This window comes from Citrobacter sp. RHB20-C16, from assembly GCF_013890155.1.
Lineage (GTDB): Bacteria > Pseudomonadota > Gammaproteobacteria > Enterobacterales > Enterobacteriaceae > Citrobacter_A > Citrobacter_A amalonaticus.
In genome coordinates this window covers 267805-287223 of the sequence record NZ_CP057630.1, presented here as the reverse complement: position 1 = coordinate 287223, position 19419 = coordinate 267805, and the positions used below count along the sequence as shown (strand labels likewise).

Below are 19419 nucleotides of genomic sequence, written 5' to 3'. Positions count from 1 at the left end.
GCTAACCGGGTTATCCGGTCATGTCAGAGCGCCCGCCTTTGCGGGCGTTTTTGTTTCTGTCCTCTCCACAAACGATCAGTACAACCTCCCACCCCTCCAATCATAATTAGTGTGATCAACTGATTAGAACGAAATCAATCTGTATAATACTCTACGCTACCGGCTAATGGCCGCAGTCTATAACAGAGTCAGACTTTTTCGGCGCGTTTCGTATTACGCGTTCATACTTTTCGGGATGGCATTGAAAGGCGAAGCAATATGAATACATCTGCACCAACGGGTTTGCTGCAGCAACCCCGCCCGTTCTTCATGATCTTTTTTGTCGAGTTATGGGAACGATTTGGCTATTACGGCGTTCAGGGTATCCTGGCGGTTTTCTTTGTTAAGCAACTGGGATTCTCACAAGAGCAGGCGTTTATCACCTTCGGTGCCTTTGCCGCACTGGTCTACGGTCTGATCTCGATTGGGGGGTACGTTGGCGACCACCTGCTCGGCACCAAACGTACGCTGGTGCTGGGCGCGGTTGTGCTGGCGCTTGGTTACTTCATGACGGGAATGTCGCTGCTCAAACCGGACCTTATTTTTATCGCGCTTGGGACGATTGCCGTCGGCAACGGTCTGTTTAAAGCGAACCCGGCAAGCCTGCTCTCCAAATGCTATCCGCCAAAAGATCCACGTCTGGATGGCGCATTCACACTGTTCTACATGTCGATAAACATCGGTTCGCTGCTGTCGCTGTCGCTGGCGCCGGTGATCGCAGATAAGTTTGGTTATGCCGTCACCTATAACCTGTGCGGAGCGGGGCTGATTGTCGCGCTGCTGGTCTATTTCGCCTGCCGCGGTATGGTGAAAGATATCGGTTCCGAGCCAGACCATCTGCCGATGAGCTTCCGCAATCTGCTGTATGTCCTGATTGGCACCGTGGCGATGGTCTTTCTCTGCGCCTGGTTGATGCACAACGTGAAAATCGCCAACCTGGTGCTGATTGTTCTGTCGATTGCGGTGACCATTATCTTCTTCCGCCAGGCTTTCAGGCTGGATAAAACCGGGCGCAACAAGATGTTTGTGGCGTTTATCCTGATGCTCGAAGCGGTACTGTTTTACATTCTGTATGCGCAGATGCCGACATCACTGAATTTCTTTGCCATCAATAACGTTCACCATGAGATCCTCGGTTTCACGATTAACCCGGTGAGCTTTCAGGCACTGAACCCGTTCTGGGTGGTGGTTGCCAGCCCGGTGCTGGCGGCGATCTACACGCGTCTGGGTAGCAAAGGCAAAGACCTGACGATGCCGATGAAGTTTACCCTCGGGATGTTCCTGTGCTCGCTGGGCTTTCTGACCGCCGCAGCGGCAGGCATGTGGTTTGCCGATGCGCAGGGACTGACGTCACCGTGGTTTATCGTACTGGTTTATCTGTTCCAGAGCCTCGGCGAGTTGCTGATTAGCGCGCTGGGGCTGGCGATGGTCGCGGCATTGGTTCCGCAGCATCTAATGGGCTTTATTCTTGGGATGTGGTTCCTGACGCAGGCTGCTGCGTTCCTGCTGGGGGGTTACGTCGCGACCTTTACTGCCGTTCCGGAGAACATCACCGATCCGCTGCAGACATTGCCGATCTATACCGGCGTGTTCAGTAAAATCGGGCTGGTGACGCTGGCTGTCACCGTCGTGATGGCGCTGATGGTGCCGTGGCTGAACCGGATGATTAATACACCGGATACCGCGCAATAATCGTGATTGCCGGATGGCGGCTCACGCCTCATCCGGTCTACCCACACCGCGTCGTAGCCCGGATACGCGAAGCGCCATCAGGCGATCTGTTCATCCGCCAGAGGCGTGCCGGGATAAATATCAAACCGGTGCCCTTTGGTCACCACCGCATTCGGCGTAGCAACATCCGCCAGCGGCGGCGCGTAGTCCGGGCGTTTCACCACCACGCGTTTGGTTGCGAGCTGACGCGCTGGTTCCAGCAAGCCGTCGGCGTCCAGATCCGGGCCCACCAGCGACTGAAAGACCCGCATCTCTTTTTTCACCAGCGCGCTTTTCTGTTTGTGGGGAAACATCGGGTCGAGATAGACCACCTGCGGACGCGGCGTGATATCCGTCAGCGCCGTCAGGCTGGAGGCATGGATCAGCTGCAGTCGTGCCTGCAACCACGGGCCGATTTCCGCATCGGCATAGCCGCGCGCCAGACCATCATCAAGTAGCGCCGCCACCACCGGGTTACGCTCCAGCATCCGCACATGACAGCCGACCGAGGCCAGAACGAATGCATCACGCCCCAGACCCGCAGTCGCATCGACGACATCTGGCAAATAGTCGCCTTTAACGCCCACCGCTTTTGCCACCGCTTCACCGCGACCGCCGCCGAACTTGCGGCGATGGGCCATCGCCCCGCCGACAAAATCCACGAAAATACCGCCGAGCTTCGGTTCATCGCGCTTACGCAACTCCAGATGCTCCGGTGTCAGCACCAGCGCCATCAGGTTGTCTTCGTCGTGTTCCAGTCCCCAGCGGGAGGCCAGAACAGATAAGGCGCCGTCTCCGGCGCCTGTTTCATCCAGTAAACAAATTTTCACTGAAGAACTAGCCTTTGATTCCGTAATGCTCAAGCATCGCGTCGAGCTGCGGCTCGCGGCCACGGAAACGTTTGAACAGTTCCATTGGCTCTTCAGACCCGCCACGCGTCAGGATGTTATCCAGGAATGACTGGCCGGTATCGCGATTGAAAATGCCTTCTTCTTCGAAGCGAGAGAACGCATCCGCAGCCAGCACATCAGCCCACAGGTAGCTGTAATAGCCCGCCGCATAGCCACCGGCGAAAATGTGACTGAATGCATGCGGGAAACGCCCCCAAGACGGCCCCGGCACCACGGCGACCTGTTTTTTGATTTCCGCCAGCGTTTCGAGGATTTTCGCCCCTTGCTGCGGGTCAAATTCCGCATGCAGACGGAAGTCAAACAGACCGAACTCTAGCTGACGCAGGATAAACAGCGCCGCCTGGTAGTTCTTCGCCGCCAGCATTTTATCCAGTAATTCCTTCGGCAGCGGTTCGCCAGTCTCGTAATGGCCGGAGATAAACGCCAGCGCGTCCGGTTCCCAGCACCAGTTTTCCATAAACTGGCTCGGCAGCTCGACCGCATCCCACGGCACGCCGTTGATCCCGGAAACGCCAGCGGTCTCGATGCGGGTCAGCATGTGATGCAGGCCGTGACCAAATTCGTGGAACAGAGTGATCACTTCATCGTGGGTGAACAGCGCCGGTTTGCCATTAACCGGGCGGTTAAAGTTACAGGTCAGGTAAGCGACCGGTTTTTGCAGTGAGCCGTCGGATTTACGCATCTGACCGACGCAGTCATCCATCCACGCCCCGCCGCGTTTGTGCTCACGGGCATAGAGATCGAGATAGAAGCTGCCGCGCAGTTCATTGTTTTCGTCATACAGCTCAAAGAAACGCACGTCCGGATGCCAGACATCCACATCCTTACGCTCTTTTGCGGTAATACCATAAATACGTTTCACCACTTCAAACAAGCCGTTAACGGCTTTGTTTTCCGGGAAGTACGGACGTAATTGCTCATCACTGATGCTGTAGAGATGCTGCTTCTGTTTTTCGCTGTAGTACGCGATATCCCACGGGTTCAGCTCATCGACGCCAAACTCCGTTTTCGCGAAGGCGCGCAGTTGCGCCAGCTCTTTCTCGCCTTGCGGACGCGCGCGTTTTGCCAGATCGGTTAAAAACTCCAGCACCTGCTGCGGGTTTTCCGCCATTTTGGTGGCGAGCGATTTAAAGGCATAGCTTTCAAAGCCCAGCAGTTGCGCCAGCTCGTGGCGCAGGGCGAGAATTTCCGCCATCACCGGGCTGTTGTCCCATTTACCGGCGTTAGGTCCTTGATCGGACGCCCGGGTCACATAGGCACGATACATCTCTTCACGAAGCTGCCCGTTGTCACAGTAAGTCATCACCGGCAGGTAGCTCGGGATATCCAGCGTCAGCAGATAGCCTTCCTGCTCTTTCGCTTCAGCCTGTGCTTTTGCTGCCGCCAGCGCGCTTTCCGGCATCCCGGCCAGCTCTGCTTCATCAGTAATCAGCTTCGTCCAGCCCATGGTGGCGTCGAGGACGTTGTTGCTGTACAGGTTGCCCAGTTCAGACAGGCGGGTGGCGATCTCACCGTAGCGCTGCTGTTTTTCTTTCGGCAGGCCAATCCCGGAGAGTTCAAAATCACGCAGCGCGTTATCCACGGCTTTTTTCTGTGCGGTGTTCAGCGTGGCGTAATGATCGCCGTCACGCAGGTCGCGGTATGCCTTGTATAAACCTTCATGCTGACCGACCCAGGTGCTGTATTCCGATAGCAACGGCAGGGTTTGCTCGTAGGCTTCGCGCAGTTCCGGGCTGTTTTTTACTGAATTCAGATGGCTGACCGGAGAAAAAATACGCCCCAGGACGTCATCGACTTCCGCCAACGGTTGGCAAAGATTTTCCCAGCTGTAGGGTGCGCCCTGCGCCACGACGCGTTCCACATTCTCACGGCAGTCGTTCAGCGCTTTGGTTACCGCCGGGACCACATGTTCCGGCTGAATGTTGGAAAAAGGCGGTAGCTCGAAAGGCGTCAGTAAAGGATTGGTCATAAACGCTGTCCTGTTAGAATAAGGTGAATGTCGCGCGCATCCGGCGCTGTGCAATATCCCTGTAGAATGGGGATAAGTGTAGAGGATTTCAATGCCAGGCGTTGCGCTTTCGCGGCAGCGGTGAGTTTTCTGTATACTGTGGCGATAGGCTTTTTATTCGCCCGAAAGCGTGACGCTAATCGGGCCTACGTTTACAACCTGGAACACGTTTACCCATGCTCAGTTATCGCCACAGCTTCCACGCTGGCAACCACGCCGACGTCCTTAAACACACGGTTCAGAGCCTGATCATCGAGTCGCTCAAAGAGAAAGAGAAGCCGTTTCTCTATCTGGACACCCATGCAGGCGCGGGCCGTTATCAGCTAAGCGGCGAGCATGCTGAACGCACTGGTGAATACCTGGAAGGTATCGCCCGCATCTGGCAGCAGGACGATCTGCCGGCCGAACTCGAGCCGTACATCGGCGTGGTCAAACACTTCAACCGTAGCGGGCAACTGCGTTACTACCCCGGCTCCCCGCTGATCGCGCGTCAACTGCTGCGCGAGCAGGACAGCCTGCATATGACGGAGCTGCATCCGAGTGATTTCCCGCTGCTGCGAGGTGAATTCCAGAAAGATGAACGTGCCCGCGTAGCCCGTGCCGACGGCTATCAGCAACTGAAGGCAAAGCTGCCGCCGGTCTCTCGTCGTGGTTTGATTCTCATCGACCCGCCTTACGAGATTAAATCGGACTACCAGGCCGTTGTCGCCGGGATTAGCGAAGGCTATAAACGTTTTGCCACTGGGACGTATGCGCTGTGGTATCCGGTCGTGTTACGCCAGCAAATCAAGCGCATGGTGCACGATCTGGAAGCGACCGGCATCCGTAAAATCCTGCAAATTGAGCTGGCGGTCCGCCCGGACAGCGACCAGCGCGGCATGACCGCCTCCGGCATGATTGTGGTCAACCCGCCGTGGAAGCTGGAAGCACAAATGAACACAGTGCTACCGTGGCTGCACAGCAAGCTGGTGCCAGCGGGTACCGGGCATACCTTGGTAAACTGGATCGTGCCAGAGTAATTGCAGCCATCGGTGGAAACTATTGATTTCAGGTATACAATCGCGGCAATCAGAACGTAAGGAAAAGACGCATGAGCAAGCATTATGACTACATCGCCATCGGCGGTGGCAGCGGCGGTATCGCCTCGATTAACCGTGCAGCCATGTACGGCCAGAAGTGTGCGCTGATTGAAGCCAAAGCGCTGGGCGGCACCTGCGTTAACGTCGGGTGCGTCCCGAAAAAAGTAATGTGGCATGCTGCGCAGATCCGTGAAGCGATCCACCTGTATGGTCCGGACTACGGGTTTGACACCACGATCAATAAATTCAACTGGGATACGCTGATTGCCAGCCGTACTGCCTATATCGACCGCATTCACACCTCGTATGACAACGTGCTGGGTAAAAATAACGTTGATGTGATCAAAGGTTTTGCCCGCTTCGTCGATGCCAAAACCATTGAAGTCAACGGTGAAACAATTACTGCCGATCACATTCTCATCGCCACGGGGGGTCGTCCGAGCCACCCGGATATTCCGGGCGTGGAATACGGTATCGACTCCGATGGTTTCTTTGAACTGCCGGCCCTGCCGGAGCGCGTCGCGGTTGTCGGTGCCGGTTATATCGCCGTTGAACTGGCGGGCGTGATTAACGGTCTGGGTGCCAAAACCCATCTGTTCGTGCGTAAGCATGCGCCACTGCGCAGTTTTGACCCGATGATTACCGAAACGCTGGTGGAAGTGATGAATGCCGAAGGCCCGACGCTTCACACCCACGCCATTCCGAAAGCGGTCGTGAAAAACGCCGACGGTAGCCTGACGCTTGAACTGGAAGACGGTCGCAGTGAAACGGTCGATTGCCTGATTTGGGCGATTGGTCGTGAACCGGCAACCGATAATTTCAACCTGGCAGCGACCGGGGTAAAAACCAACGACAAAGGGTATATCGTCGTCGATAAATACCAGAATACCAGCGTGGACGGGATTTATGCGGTCGGAGATAACACCGGCGCTGTCGAGCTGACGCCAGTTGCTGTTGCGGCAGGTCGCCGTCTTTCTGAGCGCCTGTTTAACAACAAGCCGGACGAGCATCTGGACTACAGCAATATTCCTACCGTGGTCTTCAGCCACCCGCCGATTGGCACCGTAGGTCTGACCGAACCGCAGGCGCGCGAGCAGTATGGCGATGCGCAGGTGAAAGTGTATAAATCTTCGTTTACTGCAATGTATACCGCGGTAACCTCACACCGTCAGCCGTGCCGCATGAAGTTAGTCTGCGTCGGCCCGGAAGAGAAAATCGTCGGCATCCACGGTATCGGCTTTGGCATGGACGAAATGTTGCAGGGCTTTGCAGTAGCGCTGAAAATGGGTGCCACCAAGAAAGACTTCGACAACACCGTGGCCATTCACCCGACGGCAGCGGAAGAGTTTGTGACCATGCGTTAATGTTCCTGACCCCGTGATTTCACGGGGTTTTTTCTGCTATTTAAAAATGGACAATTTAGTTCCTCCTCATAACACGACTTTCCTCCGGGTATAAATTAAAATCCGCAGCAATACTTGCCGCGCTAATAGTATCTAATGCTATTTATTTTAAGAGGTTTTACCCGATGAGAAAGACATTACTTCCTGCTTTAATTGCCGTCGTTTTATTCCCGATTGTGACACTCCCGGCGCATGCCACCGCGCGGGCTGAAAAACGTCAGGACGCCCGTGAGATCCGCCAGGATGCCCGTCAGGACGGTCGTGAAACAAAACGGGAATGTGTCCGGAATAACGATGAAAGTAATTCCCAGTGCCGCCAGGATAAACGTGAAAACCGCCGCGAAGGGCGTCGTGACGCGCGTGATGAGAAATGGTAATCCCCGTATTCAGCGGGGTGGGAAACCTTATCCAGGCGACGTCCCGACAATATTCACAATTCGTTTCATTCGAATGTTCCGAAAATAGGGATTCGCCAGTCGACACGTAATAAAAATTATCACCGGTTATCAATGCATTGTGCTTTTTTCCCGGTTTGCGGCGATTGTGTAAACGTGATCTGCCGCACACTTTGCACCGCACACACCGAAGCGAATGTCTACGCTTAAAAGACAGCCGGGCAACACCCGTATCCTTTACGACGCCATCCGGAGGTCTTTCTCATTATGATCAACCAGAAACTGCAACACGCCCCGTCAGAGGAAATCACGATCGACGTTGATCTTTTCTACGAAACGGATCCGTGCGAGTTAAAACTGGATGAGATGATTGAAGCAGAACCGGAACCTGAGATGATTGAGGGGCTCCCCGCCTCTGACGCCCTGACACCAGCCGATCGCTATCTTGAACTGTTCGAGCACGTACAGTCCTCGAAAATTTTTGCCGACAGCAAAACGTTTCCTGACTGTGCGCCGAAAATGGATCCGCTCGATATTCTGATTCGCTACCGCAAAGTCCGTCGTCATCGGGATTTCGATTTACGCCGCTTTGTCGAAAATCACTTCTGGCTGCCTGAAGTCTTCGACAGCGCGTATGTTTCCAACCCGGAAAATTCGCTGAAAGAGCATATCGACCAGTTGTGGCCGGTACTCACCCGCGAGCCGCAGGATCATATTCCGTGGTCATCGCTGCTGGCGCTACCGCAATCCTATATCGTGCCAGGTGGTCGATTCAGCGAAACCTACTACTGGGATTCCTATTTCACCATGCTGGGTCTGGCGGAAAGCGGTCGCGAAGACCTGCTGAAATGTATGGCAGATAACTTTGCGTGGATGATTGAAAACTACGGCCATATTCCGAACGGCAACCGTACTTATTACCTCAGCCGCTCGCAGCCGCCGGTGTTTGCGCTGATGGTCGAACTGTTCGAAGAGGACGGCGTTCGCGGCGCACGGCGCTACCTCGACCATCTGAAGATGGAGTATGCCTTCTGGATGGACGGCGCAGAGTCGCTGGTGCTCAACCAGGCGTATCGCCATGCCGTCAGGATGCCGGACGGTTCACTGCTCAACCGCTACTGGGATGACCGCGACACGCCGCGCGATGAATCATGGCTGGAAGATGTGGAAACTGCCAAACATTCTGGTCGTCCGCCGAACGAGGTGTACCGCGATCTGCGCGCCGGTGCGGCATCGGGCTGGGACTATTCTTCCCGCTGGCTACGTGATCCCACACGACTGGCGAGCATTCGCACCACGCAGTTTATTCCTATCGATCTCAACGCCTTTCTGTTCAAACTGGAGAGCACCATCGCCAATATTTCAGCGCTAAAAGGCGAACGTGACGTTGAGGCACTGTTCCGCCAGAAAGCGAGCAACCGACGGGCTGCCGTCAACCGCTATCTGTGGGATGAGGAAAATGGCTGCTTTCGCGACTATGACTGGCGGCGGGAGCAAATGGCGCTGTTCTCTGCCGCCAGCATTGTCCCGCTTTACGTCGGGATGGCGACCCATGAACAGGCCGATCGGCTGGGGGATACCGTGCGTGCTCGCCTGTTGACGCCCGGCGGCATTATGGCCTCCGAGTACGAAACCGGCGAACAGTGGGATAAACCCAACGGTTGGGCGCCGCTACAATGGATGGCAATTCAGGGTTTTAAGATGTACGGCGATGATGCGCTGGGAGACGAAATCGCCCATAGCTGGCTGCAGACGGTGAATCAGTTTTATCAGCAACATCATAAGCTTATTGAGAAATACCATATCGCCAGCGGCACCCCGCGCGAAGGGGGCGGCGGCGAATATCCGTTGCAGGATGGCTTTGGCTGGACCAACGGCGTCGCACGGCGCCTGATTGGGCTGTATGGAGAACCATAACGGTTACTCTATCACGTCAAAAATGGCGCGCTGAATCTTCAGCCATTTCTCGTTATCCGCGCTGGGATCGGCGCGGAAACGCCGCTCTGCCTGCCCGGTATCATGCTGCTGTCGCGCTATCACCGCAGGCACTGTGCAGAAACGCTTCAGATAAGCTTTGTGTTCGCCCGTCAGCGGCGCACCACCGGACATGGCGTGACCCAACGTATTGATAAAGCGTCGACACGGTTTGCTTTCATCCATCTGCGAGGGGTAGCGCAACAGTAACTCGAGGACATCGGTATTGTTGCGGGCAAACGCCGTTTCGGTCCACGAGACCTGCCAGTTCATACCGCCCTGCAAAAAAAGCGCGGTGACCCGGGTGTCATTGCGATCGATCGCCGCACGCATGTTAAACACATCCCAGGTGATCCCCATCTGTGTCACCATTTCGCGTGCGGAAGGCAATTCGCGCTTGGGCTCTGCCTGGGTGATCTTGATGTTCGGCGCAGGCGCGGGCGGTTGCGAACTCACTAACCACGCTCCACCGCCCAGGATGGCGATCACCATAAGCCCCACCGCGCCCCAGAGCACGCCAGTGATCAGTTGTTCACGTTCTTCCGCCGTGCGCAGCGAACGCTTGCGCAGGGGTTCAATGGATTCGCCAATTTCCTCGGTATCGCCTCCCGCCTGACGATCCTTTTTCCGCGCCTCCTCCCAAAACTGTGCCAGTTGCCCCTCTTCCACAATCATTAACGCCGCCGGATTAATGCGGGCGCGCCCTTGCTCATAGGCCCGCTGGACAGGACGGACAATATGCTGAAACTGGCAGGAGAGTAATGTCAACTGTGCCGAAGACAGCGGCTCCCCGGCCAGCACCGTGTTACGCGCCTGGCGACAGTCATCGAGAAACACCCGCAGCGTCAGGCGCGGTTCAACAAACAGGTTCAGCACTGACGCATCGTTAAAGATGCCGGAATAGTGGCGGGTGAAGGTCTTTTTATCGACAATCATCAGCGCCAGCTCGCTAAAACGCATCCCATTCAGCGGATCCTGGCGTTCACCCAGCTTAATCCAGCGTCTGAGCTTATCCGCGCCAAAGTTGTCTTTGAGGTAATTATTGAGCTGCGTTTTATCCGGCCACATCTGCGAGATAAGCGCAGTCAGGGTTAACTCAATCGTGCGTAACTGCCGTTCTGCGCGTACTTGCTGACTGTGGTCGGCCTCTTCAATGTCCGTTTTAAAATTGAGTAACGATTGATGATGGCGCAGCAATTCCAGCGACCTGACCACGCGCAGGGCGGCAATCAGTTGGTTCTCACTGACCTCCTGCCCGCTGTCATATTGCGGTACGCACTGCTGGAGATGGCGCAGTTGCAGCGTGAACTGGCTCAGTTGCGCGTCGTTGAGATGCAAACGCCGGGCGACCTGGCTCCAGCCGCCCAGGTTCAGCCGGGCCTGATCCAGGTGTTCCAGAAACCATCGCGGATCTTTACCGTCAGAGGCATGCACCCCCAGCATCAGCAGGATCTCCACCGAGGCCTGGCGGATAATCCCCAGACAGTGTTCAAAGGTGGTGCGTGTCGTCAAAACGCTAATCGTCATTCTCTTCCTTCGCTAAAAGCGCCCCCATACGGAGACCATTAATTTTGCTTTAGTTCTTTGTTTTAATTATTAGTTTTTATAGATATAACAAGTTCAATAATTAATACAGTGACCGCTACGTGAACATTGAGAAATATCCCAGGAGATAGCTCTGTGCCCATACTGAAAACAGCCCGCCTGACCTGTCGCCCGATAACCTCTGCCGACTGGCCCTTTTTTCTCGCGCTGCAGCAGGATCCGGACGTGATGCGTCATGTGGCCGACGCGCGAAGTGAGCGCGACATTCGGGAAGCGTTCGATTCTCGCTTACCGACATGGTGTCCAGGAGACTCTCACTGGCTGTGTTTGCTCCTGTGCGATAACGAAAGCCACAAGCCGCTCGGGGTGACGGGCTATATTCATCGAGGGGAAGTCTGTGCTGAGGTCGGGTTCTTGTTGACGCCCGGCGCGCAGGGAAAGGGATACGGGACAGAATCACTACGCGCCGTTTGCGATTACGCATTTACCACCGGCGGTCTGCGCCGTCTGACCGCTTGTGTCACTGAAGGTAATCAGGCTTCCCGGCATGTGCTGGAGAAAGTGGGATTTATACTGGAAGGGACGCTCAGGGAGAGTTACTGGCTACAACAGCGCTGGCAGAATGACTGGCTGCTGGGGTTATTAAAACAGGAATATATTACGACCGCAGGATCCCGGTCGTAATATCACTGCAGGGTATTAAGGCTGAACCAACAGCATCGCCGCCTGGGTGCGATTTTTAACATCCAGTCGGCGGTAGAGTGATTCAAGATGCGCTTTCACCGTTCCGGTACTGATATTTAACGCCCGGCCAATTTCCTTATTTGACTCGCCTGATGCCAGCATCGTCAAAATTTCCCTCTGCCGGGCGCTTAATGCATGAATATCACGATATTCCGCAGCCGGAGTCGTTAGCCATTCGCCAGGTAAAAACATCATCCCCATCGCAACGCTATTGATCGCCAGTACAAATTTTTCCGGTTCAGAATCGCGGGAAATAATCGCGAGCACATTATATTGCGTCAGTTCCTGTAATCCTTTTTTCGCGCAGTCCGTCGCGATAATTAAAGTTTTGACGAGGGGGAACTGTTGCACCGTTTTTTGCAGGATCCAACGGCAAAACTCACCGTCAAGATCGCCATCCAGCATGAGCAGGGCTTCCGGGTTTTCTTCCAGTTTATACCAGAGTTCATCGGCCTGACTGACACCCTGAATACTCACTCCTGGAATTCGTTGCTGTAAACTGATTTTCATTCCATGAATAAATATTGACTGCCTGTCAAACATGATGATTTGCATTACTCTCTCCACCGTTTCCGATAATAACATTAAGGAGGGGAAGGGTATTACCCGATGGGTAAAATAAACATTCGCCATTTGGCGGGGGGCCATTTTACAGATATCACGTCGGGAGAGAAGTAAAAAAACATTTTTTTACAGCTGAAACACGAGAATTACATCCGGGGATAAAAAACGGGCAATGACTTAAGGAATTCCTTATATTTCACTACCCACTATCTTAATTGAAAATTAAATTTCAGTGAGAATAACGAACGCGCAGGAGAAAAGAAATTATCGCCTGCGCGAAATTATGTTACAGAATTAAAATTCGCATTTCATGATCATTCATCGCACGTAAAGGCTCGCTGAATTCAGCTTACAGGAACATCCCACCCGAGACTTCAATACGCTGCGCCGTCATCCATGCCAGTTCGTCGCTGAGTAACGCCGCAATCGCATCGCCAATATCATCGGGCAAACCGGCGCGGCCCAGCGCCGTCTGCGAAGCCACATACGCATTCAGTTCTTTATTATCCCGCAGATGGCCACCGCCAAAATCGGTCTCAATGGCGCCGGGCGCAATGGCATTCACCGAGATCCCACGCGCACCCAGTTCTTTCGCCTGGTAGCGCGTCAGCACTTCCATCGCCCCTTTCATTGACGCGTAGGCGGCATACCCCGGCAGGGCAAAACGCGCCAGCCCGGTTGAAACATTAAGAATACGTCCGCCCTCGTTAATCAACGGCAACAGGTGCTGCGTCAGGAAAAACGGGCCTTTAAAATGGATGCGCATCAGTTCGTCAAACATCTCTTCTGAGGTGTCAGCATACGGCGCGTATAGCCCGATCCCGGCATTGTTCACTAAATAATCAAACGTCTCTCTGTTCCAGTGCGTTTGCAACTGCGTTTTCACCTCAGAGGCAAAAGCTGCAAAACTGGCACTATCACCGACATTCAATTGAATTGCTGCCGCTTTCCTGCCTTTTTGCTCAATTTCAGCGACGACATCCCGCGCCGCCTGCTGTTGACTGTGGTAAGTAAAGAGAATATCCGTTCCTTTGTCCGCCAGCTTAAGCGCGGCATTTTTACCCAGCCCGCGGCTCCCGCCGGTCACCAATGCGATACGTTGCGTCATAAGAAACCTCATTTCAGCTGTTGTGTGGATTGAGGTAAAGCTTATTAGGTGATAGAAAAACAATAAATGTCGCTAATTGCGCATGACTGTTTCATCTGGAACAACAATAGGGCTACAGGATGGATAAAATTCATGCAATGCAGTTATTCATTCGTGTCGCAGAGCTGGAGAGTTTTTCTCGCGCAGCCGACACGCTCGGACTCCCGAAAGGTAGCGTATCGCGCCAGATTCAGGCGCTGGAAAACCATCTTAGCACCCAGCTTTTACACCGCACCACGCGGCGGGTACAACTGACGCAGGACGGCATGGTCTATTACGAACGGGCGAAAGATCTGTTGAGCAATCTGGATGAACTGGACGGTCTGTTTCAGCACGATCCCACCAGCATCAGCGGTAAGCTACGAGTCGATATGCCGGTTGGCGTCGCGCGAAATCTGGTGATCCCCCGCCTGCCCGCCTTTTTGCAGCAGTACCCTGGGATTGAACTGGAGCTCAGCAGCAGTGACCGACTGGTGGATTTGATCCGCGAAGGTTTTGACTGCGTGGTGCGCGTCGGCACGCTGAAAGACTCGGGACTGATCGCGCGTCCGCTGGGCAAGCTTACCGTGATCAACTGCGCCAGCCAACAGTACCTGACGCGTTTTGGCTATCCGGAAAGCCTTGAAGACCTCGCCTCCCATGCGGTAGTACATTACTCGCAAAATCTGGGAACACGACCGCCAGGCTTTGAAATCGCCACCAGCAGCGGGACACAGTGGATAAAAACCGGCGGTACGCTAACGGTTAACAGCACCGAAACCTATCACGCCGCCTGTCTGGCTGGGCTGGGAATTATTCAGGTTCCGCGCGTCGGGGTTCGTGAGGCGTTACGCAATGGCACGCTCGTTGAGGTGCTGCCGCAATACCGCGCCTTGCCGATGCCGGTATCGCTGCTTTACCCACACCGGCGTAATCTTTCACGCCGTGTGCACCTGTTTATGGAGTGGCTGACCGGGGTAATGAAGGACTACGTGGACTGAGACGCTATACTGTCCAGAGAATTAACAAAAAAAGGACGCCTGACCTGATGATGCAGGATAACGACGTAAAACGCCCCACTCAGGAACTTGAACACGACCCGGTACGCAAAATCGACACGACCGGGGACGCCGAGCACGAGAAGAAAAGCACCGCCAGCGAGACGCTGAAAACGGTGACCACCACCGTCGAAAAAATCCAGCGCATTCCGGTGATTGCGCATCTGCTCCGCGCGGCTGAACGCTTTAACGATCGGTTAGGTAACCAGTTCGGCGCGGCCATTACCTACTTCTCGTTTTTGTCGATGATCCCCATCCTGATGGTGTCGTTTGCCGCCGCAGGCTTTATTCTTGCCTCGCATCCCACGCTGTTGCAGGACATCTTCACTAAAATCCTGATGAACGTCAGCGACCCGACGCTTGCCGCTACGCTGAAAAGCACCATCAATACGGCGGTACAGCAGCGTACCACCGTTGGTCTGGTCGGGTTAGGGATCGCCCTCTACTCCGGGATTAACTGGATGGGCAACCTGCGCGAGGCGATCCGCGCCCAGTCGCGGGACGTCTGGGAGCGCACGCCGCAGGATCAGGAAAAAATCTGGATCAAATATCTCCGCGATTTCATCTCACTGATTGGTCTGTTGATTGCACTGATTGTGACGCTGTCGATCACCTCGGTCGCCGGTTCGGCGCAACAGATGATTATCTCCGCCCTCTATCTCGACAGCATTGAGTGGCTAAAGCCCACCTGGCGGTTGATTGGCCTGGCGATCTCCATTTTTGCCAACTACCTGTTGTTCTTCTGGATTTTCTGGCGTCTACCGCGTCATCGTCCACGTAAAAAGGCATTGATTCGCGGCACGCTGATTGCGGCGATTGGCTTTGAAGTCATTAAAATCATCATGACCTGGACGCTGCCGGCGCTGGTGAAATCCCCTTCCGGCGCGGCGTTTGGTTCTGTACTGGGACTGATGGCGTTCTTCTACTTTTTCGCACGTCTGACGCTGTTTTGCGCGGCGTGGATTGCAACCGCCGAATACAAAGACGATCCCCGGATGCCGGGCAAAACGCACCGTTGATGCGCGGTATTATGCCGGATGGCGCTGTGCTTATCCGGCCTACCTTTCACCCGCTACCCAGGCCAGATAAGTGTCTTACGTCGCCATCCGGCAATATGTTCAGGCACTTACTTCCGCCTCGCTCCGTTCATTTAGCACATAAATCCAGTCCTTAACTTTTATTTAACCAAAAACCAGTTTTATCCACTCATTTTTAAATTATGTGAAGCATTTCATGGACGAGAAATCGCAGGCGCAAACATTATCCGCTTTTTGCCTGATTTTTAACCATATCGAGCGATTGTTACAGATTGAAATGTCGCTTTTGCTGTGCGTAATATGGCCGTTCGTTCGCCAAAAAATAAGAAAATACTATGCAAGCAACCGCCACCACACTCGATAACGAACAGGAACATACTCCGGTCAATTCGCGCAATAAGGTCGTCGTCGCCTCGCTCATTGGCACCGCCATTGAGTTCTTCGACTTCTATATTTATGCGACCGCCGCCGTGATTGTCTTCCCGCACATCTTCTTCCCGCAGGGCGACCCGACAGCGGCAACGCTACAGTCGCTCGCCACGTTTGCCATCGCCTTTGTCGCGCGTCCAATTGGTTCCGCGCTCTTCGGCCACTTTGGCGATCGGGTAGGACGTAAAGTGACGCTGGTGGCGTCTTTGCTGACAATGGGGATCTCAACGGTGATCATCGGCCTGCTGCCAGGCTATGCCACCATTGGCATTTTCGCCCCACTTCTGCTGGCGCTGGCTCGTTTTGGGCAGGGGCTGGGACTGGGTGGTGAATGGGGCGGCGCGGCGCTGCTGGCGACAGAGAACGCCCCGCCGCGTAAGCGCGCGCTGTATGGCTCGTTCCCGCAGTTGGGCGCACCGATTGGCTTTTTCTTTGCTAACGGCACCTTCCTGCTGCTCTCCTGGCTGCTGACGGATGAGCAGTTCATGAGCTGGGGCTGGCGCGTTCCGTTTATCTTCTCAGCGGTGCTGGTGATTATCGGCCTGTACGTCCGCGTTTCCCTGCATGAGACGCCGGTTTTCGCTAAAGTGGCCGCCGCGAAAAAACAGGTGAAAATCCCGCTGGGTACGTTGCTGACTAAACACGTTCGCGTGACCATCCTCGGCACGTTCATCATGCTGGCGACCTATACGCTGTTCTATATCATGACCGTGTATTCGATGACGTTCAGTACCGCCGCTGCGCCGGTCGGTCTGGGCCTGCCGCGCAACGACGTGTTGTGGATGCTGATGATGGCGGTCATTGGCTTTGGCGTGATGGTGCCGGTCGCCGGTCTGCTCGCAGACGCGTTTGGTCGCCGCAAGAGCATGGTCATCATCACCACAATGATTATCCTGTTCGCGCTGTTCGCCTTTAAACCGCTGCTGGGCTCCGGCAATCCGGCGCTGGTCTTCGCCTTCCTGCTGCTTGGGCTGAGCCTGATGGGGCTGACGTTCGGGCCGATGGGCGCACTGTTGCCTGAGCTGTTCCCGACTGAAGTGCGTTACACCGGCGCATCGTTCTCCTATAACGTCTCTTCGATTCTCGGGGCATCCGTCGCACCGTATATCGCCGCGTGGTTGCAGTCCAATTATGGTCTTGCCGCCGTAGGAACCTACCTGGCATCGATGGCGGCATTAACCCTGATCGCGCTACTGTTAACTCACGAAACGCGTCATCAGTCGCTGTAATCTTTACATTCCGGGTAGTGGCGACGCCTTACCCGGCACTGCGCATCACTTCTTCAGCTGCGACAATATCGTCCGGCACTGGTTGGCGTCACCTTCTGACGGTGAAATCAGCGCCAGCAGCGCGGCGGCAGGCGTCACTAACGTCGCCAGCGCCGCGGCTACCGCGCCACGCGCAATCAACGGCCCGGCCTTTACCCCCGCCTGAGGGTTCTTAAACGTTCCGCGCACATACAACGGCGAACGCAAGGTAATAATGCGGATGCCTTTGCTCTCCGGGTCGATGGTCAAATCCAGCTGTTCGGAGGCAAAGCTCGCCGTCCCGGTGACGTTGATCAGCGCGTTTTCAGTGTCGAACGCGAAAATTTGTGGGCGCGCCACGCCGTTTACGATATCCAGATTCGCCGCCGCGCAGTTAACCCGCACTTCGTCATCGCCAAAGATCTGCCCGACGATGAAGTTCCCGACGTTCAGACCGACAATCTCCATCAGGTTGCGGCTAATCAGTCCGTCGTTCATCAGCAGTTTCAGGTTGCCGTTGCTGTTACCCAGCAGCGCCGCCACGGAATTCCCGGTCCCGCGAAATTCGGCGTCACCGCTCATCTCCCCCAGCGTTTTCTGCATCAGTTCAACGTCCGGCATCAGTTCTTTCAGTTTTAAACGCCGCGCCTGAATATCCGCACGCCCCTGCATTGGCTTTTTATCCCCTTCCAGATGGATATTCGCATTGATGCTGCCGCCCGCCAGACCAAACTTCAACGGTTGCAGACGCAGATCGGCATTCTGCAGAAGAATGTGGGTCGAGAGATCGCTGACAGGCAGGCTGCTGCCATGTTCAATACGCCGCCCTTTAAAGCGCACATCGGCATCCATCACGTTCCATTTGTCCGTTTCGAAGCGGTCATAAGGGAGTACTTTGTCCGCGGGTTGTACGCTCTTCTCGCCCTTTTTCTGTTCCGAACGCTGCGCTTTTTCTGTGCCTTTACCGGAATCGACGCCGATCAGCGGTCCTAAATCCGCCAGCCTGAGCTGGCGCGATTCCACCTCTCCTTCCAGCTTCGGACGCGGTTTCCCTGTCGTATAGGTCAGCGAGCCGTGAATATCGCTGTCGCCGATCCGCCCATTGAACCCCCGGTAGTCAAACACCGATGATGCGTTGGTATCGATTTTCGCCACCAGCCGACCGTCCGTTTCGAACGGCGGCGTATCCGGCAGCAGCACTCCCGTCAGATCGTACAGCTCACCCAGGGAATCCCCGGAGAATTTCAGTTGCAGATCGACGCCGCCCATCTTCATTGGGTCCTTAACCACGCCCACCAGCGCCACCCGGGTATTGCCGGAACGGAAATCGGCCTGTACCGGAAACGCTGCCCCTTCGCTACGCAGCGCCAGCATGCCGCCCATTTTTCCCGTTCCGGTGAGCGGTTCGCCGTTGTATCGCCCCTGCGCCTTCAGACCAAATACGTAGTCTTCAACCTTCGCGTTATCGCCTTTCGCTTTATTTCCCGTGACTTCACTGAACGGCAACGGTTTGCCCAGCGGATCGACCAGGATCTCAATATCAGCTTTACTGACCTTATCGTCGATAGCGATCCGCCCCTGATCGAAGAGAATAGTGTCCAGCCGGAAGGACCAGTCAGACGGCTGCGCATTCGGGTCTTTGTTTTCGCTATTCGCGAGGTCGAAGGTCCAGTTATTGTTTTTCTCGGACAGGCGAATCAGCCGCGCATCGGGTTTCACCAGCTTGATCCACGGCAGCCAGACGGTTTTGCTTAACAACGCCAGCGGGGCGAGCGTCGCGTCGACGCGGGGAAGGTGCACCATCGTCACTTCAGGAATGTCGGGGGGATTGCCGAGGATAATATCTTCAGCATGTACGTGCGGCCACGGCACCCAACTGCGCCAGCCGGTCTCCTGCTTCTGGCGTTCCCAGACAACGCCTAAATCACCGCGAATAGCGAACGGTCGGTTAAGTTCGGTAGAGACTTTCTGGTTGATGGTCGGTTTGAGGCGGTTCCAGTCAAATGTCGCTATCAACACGATAACGACCACGATCAACAACAAGAAAGTCCCTGTGATCACTGCAGTTATTTTTCCGGCTTTGGTCATAGTTAGCATCCTCACGTCTTTCCTTGCCTGTCCTAAAGATAGTCCAGCCAGACGGAGTTAGC

General features: G+C 55.0%; 15 protein-coding genes. 9 read left to right on the top strand and 6 right to left on the bottom strand.

The genetic code is table 11. From position 1 onward, the window contains the following. Positions 1–258 precede the first annotated feature (258 nt). Positions 259–1731: a dipeptide/tripeptide permease DtpB gene (gene dtpB / locus HVX64_RS01305; protein WP_042998525.1), complete on the top strand. Its 1473-nt coding sequence runs from the start codon at positions 259–261 to the stop codon at positions 1729–1731. 77 nt (positions 1732–1808) lie between these two features. On the opposite strand, the gene rsmJ is transcribed toward dtpB, so the two are convergent. Next, positions 1809–2579 carry a 16S rRNA (guanine(1516)-N(2))-methyltransferase RsmJ gene (rsmJ, locus tag HVX64_RS01300; RefSeq protein WP_044253699.1) on the bottom strand — a complete coding sequence of 257 codons (771 nt, stop codon included), beginning with the start codon at positions 2577–2579 and terminating at the stop codon, positions 1809–1811. A gap of 7 nt (positions 2580–2586) precedes the next feature. Then, the gene (gene prlC / locus HVX64_RS01295; protein WP_044253702.1) at positions 2587–4629 is read right to left on the bottom strand and encodes an oligopeptidase A; all 2043 of its coding nucleotides are present in this window, start codon (positions 4627–4629) and stop codon (positions 2587–2589) included. Positions 4630–4844: 215 nt separating this feature from the next. Here prlC and HVX64_RS01290 point away from each other — a divergent pair, with 215 nt between their 5' ends. The 4 genes from HVX64_RS01290 (at position 4845) to HVX64_RS01275 (ending at position 9462) form a co-directional block, all read left to right on the top strand. After that, on the top strand, positions 4845–5687 hold the full coding sequence (locus tag HVX64_RS01290) for a 23S rRNA (adenine(2030)-N(6))-methyltransferase RlmJ (RefSeq protein ID WP_042998528.1): 843 nt from the start codon (positions 4845–4847) through the stop codon (positions 5685–5687). A gap of 71 nt (positions 5688–5758) precedes the next feature. Next, complete coding sequence (gene gorA / locus HVX64_RS01285; protein WP_042998529.1) at positions 5759–7111, top strand: glutathione-disulfide reductase; 1353 nt, start codon at positions 5759–5761, stop codon at positions 7109–7111. A 164-nt stretch (positions 7112–7275) separates the two neighbouring features. Beyond that, positions 7276–7527, top strand: a complete 252-nt coding sequence (locus HVX64_RS01280; protein ID WP_044253705.1) for a hypothetical protein — start codon at positions 7276–7278, stop codon at positions 7525–7527. A gap of 285 nt (positions 7528–7812) precedes the next feature. Next, positions 7813–9462 (top strand): alpha,alpha-trehalase, encoded by a 1650-nt coding sequence (locus HVX64_RS01275; protein WP_042998531.1) that lies wholly within the window; start codon positions 7813–7815, stop codon positions 9460–9462. Between the two features lie 3 nt (positions 9463–9465). Here HVX64_RS01275 and HVX64_RS01270 read toward each other — a convergent pair whose 3' ends face one another. Beyond that, positions 9466–11046, bottom strand: a complete 1581-nt coding sequence (locus HVX64_RS01270) for an STY4199 family HEPN domain-containing protein (protein WP_042998532.1) — start codon at positions 11044–11046, stop codon at positions 9466–9468. A gap of 153 nt (positions 11047–11199) precedes the next feature. Between HVX64_RS01270 and HVX64_RS01265 the strand changes: the two genes are divergently transcribed. Continuing rightward, positions 11200–11748, top strand: a complete 549-nt coding sequence (locus tag HVX64_RS01265) for a GNAT family protein (protein ID WP_042998533.1) — start codon at positions 11200–11202, stop codon at positions 11746–11748. A 15-nt stretch (positions 11749–11763) separates the two neighbouring features. On the opposite strand, the gene HVX64_RS01260 is transcribed toward HVX64_RS01265, so the two are convergent. Continuing rightward, positions 11764–12363, bottom strand: a complete 600-nt coding sequence (locus tag HVX64_RS01260) for a response regulator transcription factor (protein WP_042998534.1) — start codon at positions 12361–12363, stop codon at positions 11764–11766. 358 nt (positions 12364–12721) lie between these two features. Continuing rightward, entirely contained in the window at positions 12722–13480 is a 759-nt protein-coding gene (locus tag HVX64_RS01255) for an SDR family oxidoreductase (RefSeq protein WP_044253710.1), read from the bottom strand. A gap of 119 nt (positions 13481–13599) precedes the next feature. Here HVX64_RS01255 and HVX64_RS01250 point away from each other — a divergent pair, with 119 nt between their 5' ends. The 3 genes from HVX64_RS01250 to HVX64_RS01240 all read left to right on the top strand — a co-directional run bounded on the left by HVX64_RS01250 (position 13600) and on the right by HVX64_RS01240 (position 17251). Next, positions 13600–14499, top strand: a complete 900-nt coding sequence (locus HVX64_RS01250; RefSeq protein ID WP_044253713.1) for a LysR family transcriptional regulator — start codon at positions 13600–13602, stop codon at positions 14497–14499. Positions 14500–14546: 47 nt separating this feature from the next. Continuing rightward, positions 14547–15575, top strand: a complete 1029-nt coding sequence (yhjD, locus tag HVX64_RS01245; protein ID WP_044253716.1) for an inner membrane protein YhjD — start codon at positions 14547–14549, stop codon at positions 15573–15575. A gap of 353 nt (positions 15576–15928) precedes the next feature. Continuing rightward, positions 15929–17251 (top strand): MFS transporter, encoded by a 1323-nt coding sequence (locus tag HVX64_RS01240; protein ID WP_042998538.1) that lies wholly within the window; start codon positions 15929–15931, stop codon positions 17249–17251. 45 nt (positions 17252–17296) lie between these two features. Here the strand turns inward: HVX64_RS01240 and HVX64_RS01235 are convergent, their stop codons facing one another. Beyond that, positions 17297–19357 carry an AsmA family protein gene (locus HVX64_RS01235; RefSeq protein WP_042998539.1) on the bottom strand — a complete coding sequence of 687 codons (2061 nt, stop codon included), beginning with the start codon at positions 19355–19357 and terminating at the stop codon, positions 17297–17299. Positions 19358–19419: the final 62 nt, after the last annotated feature.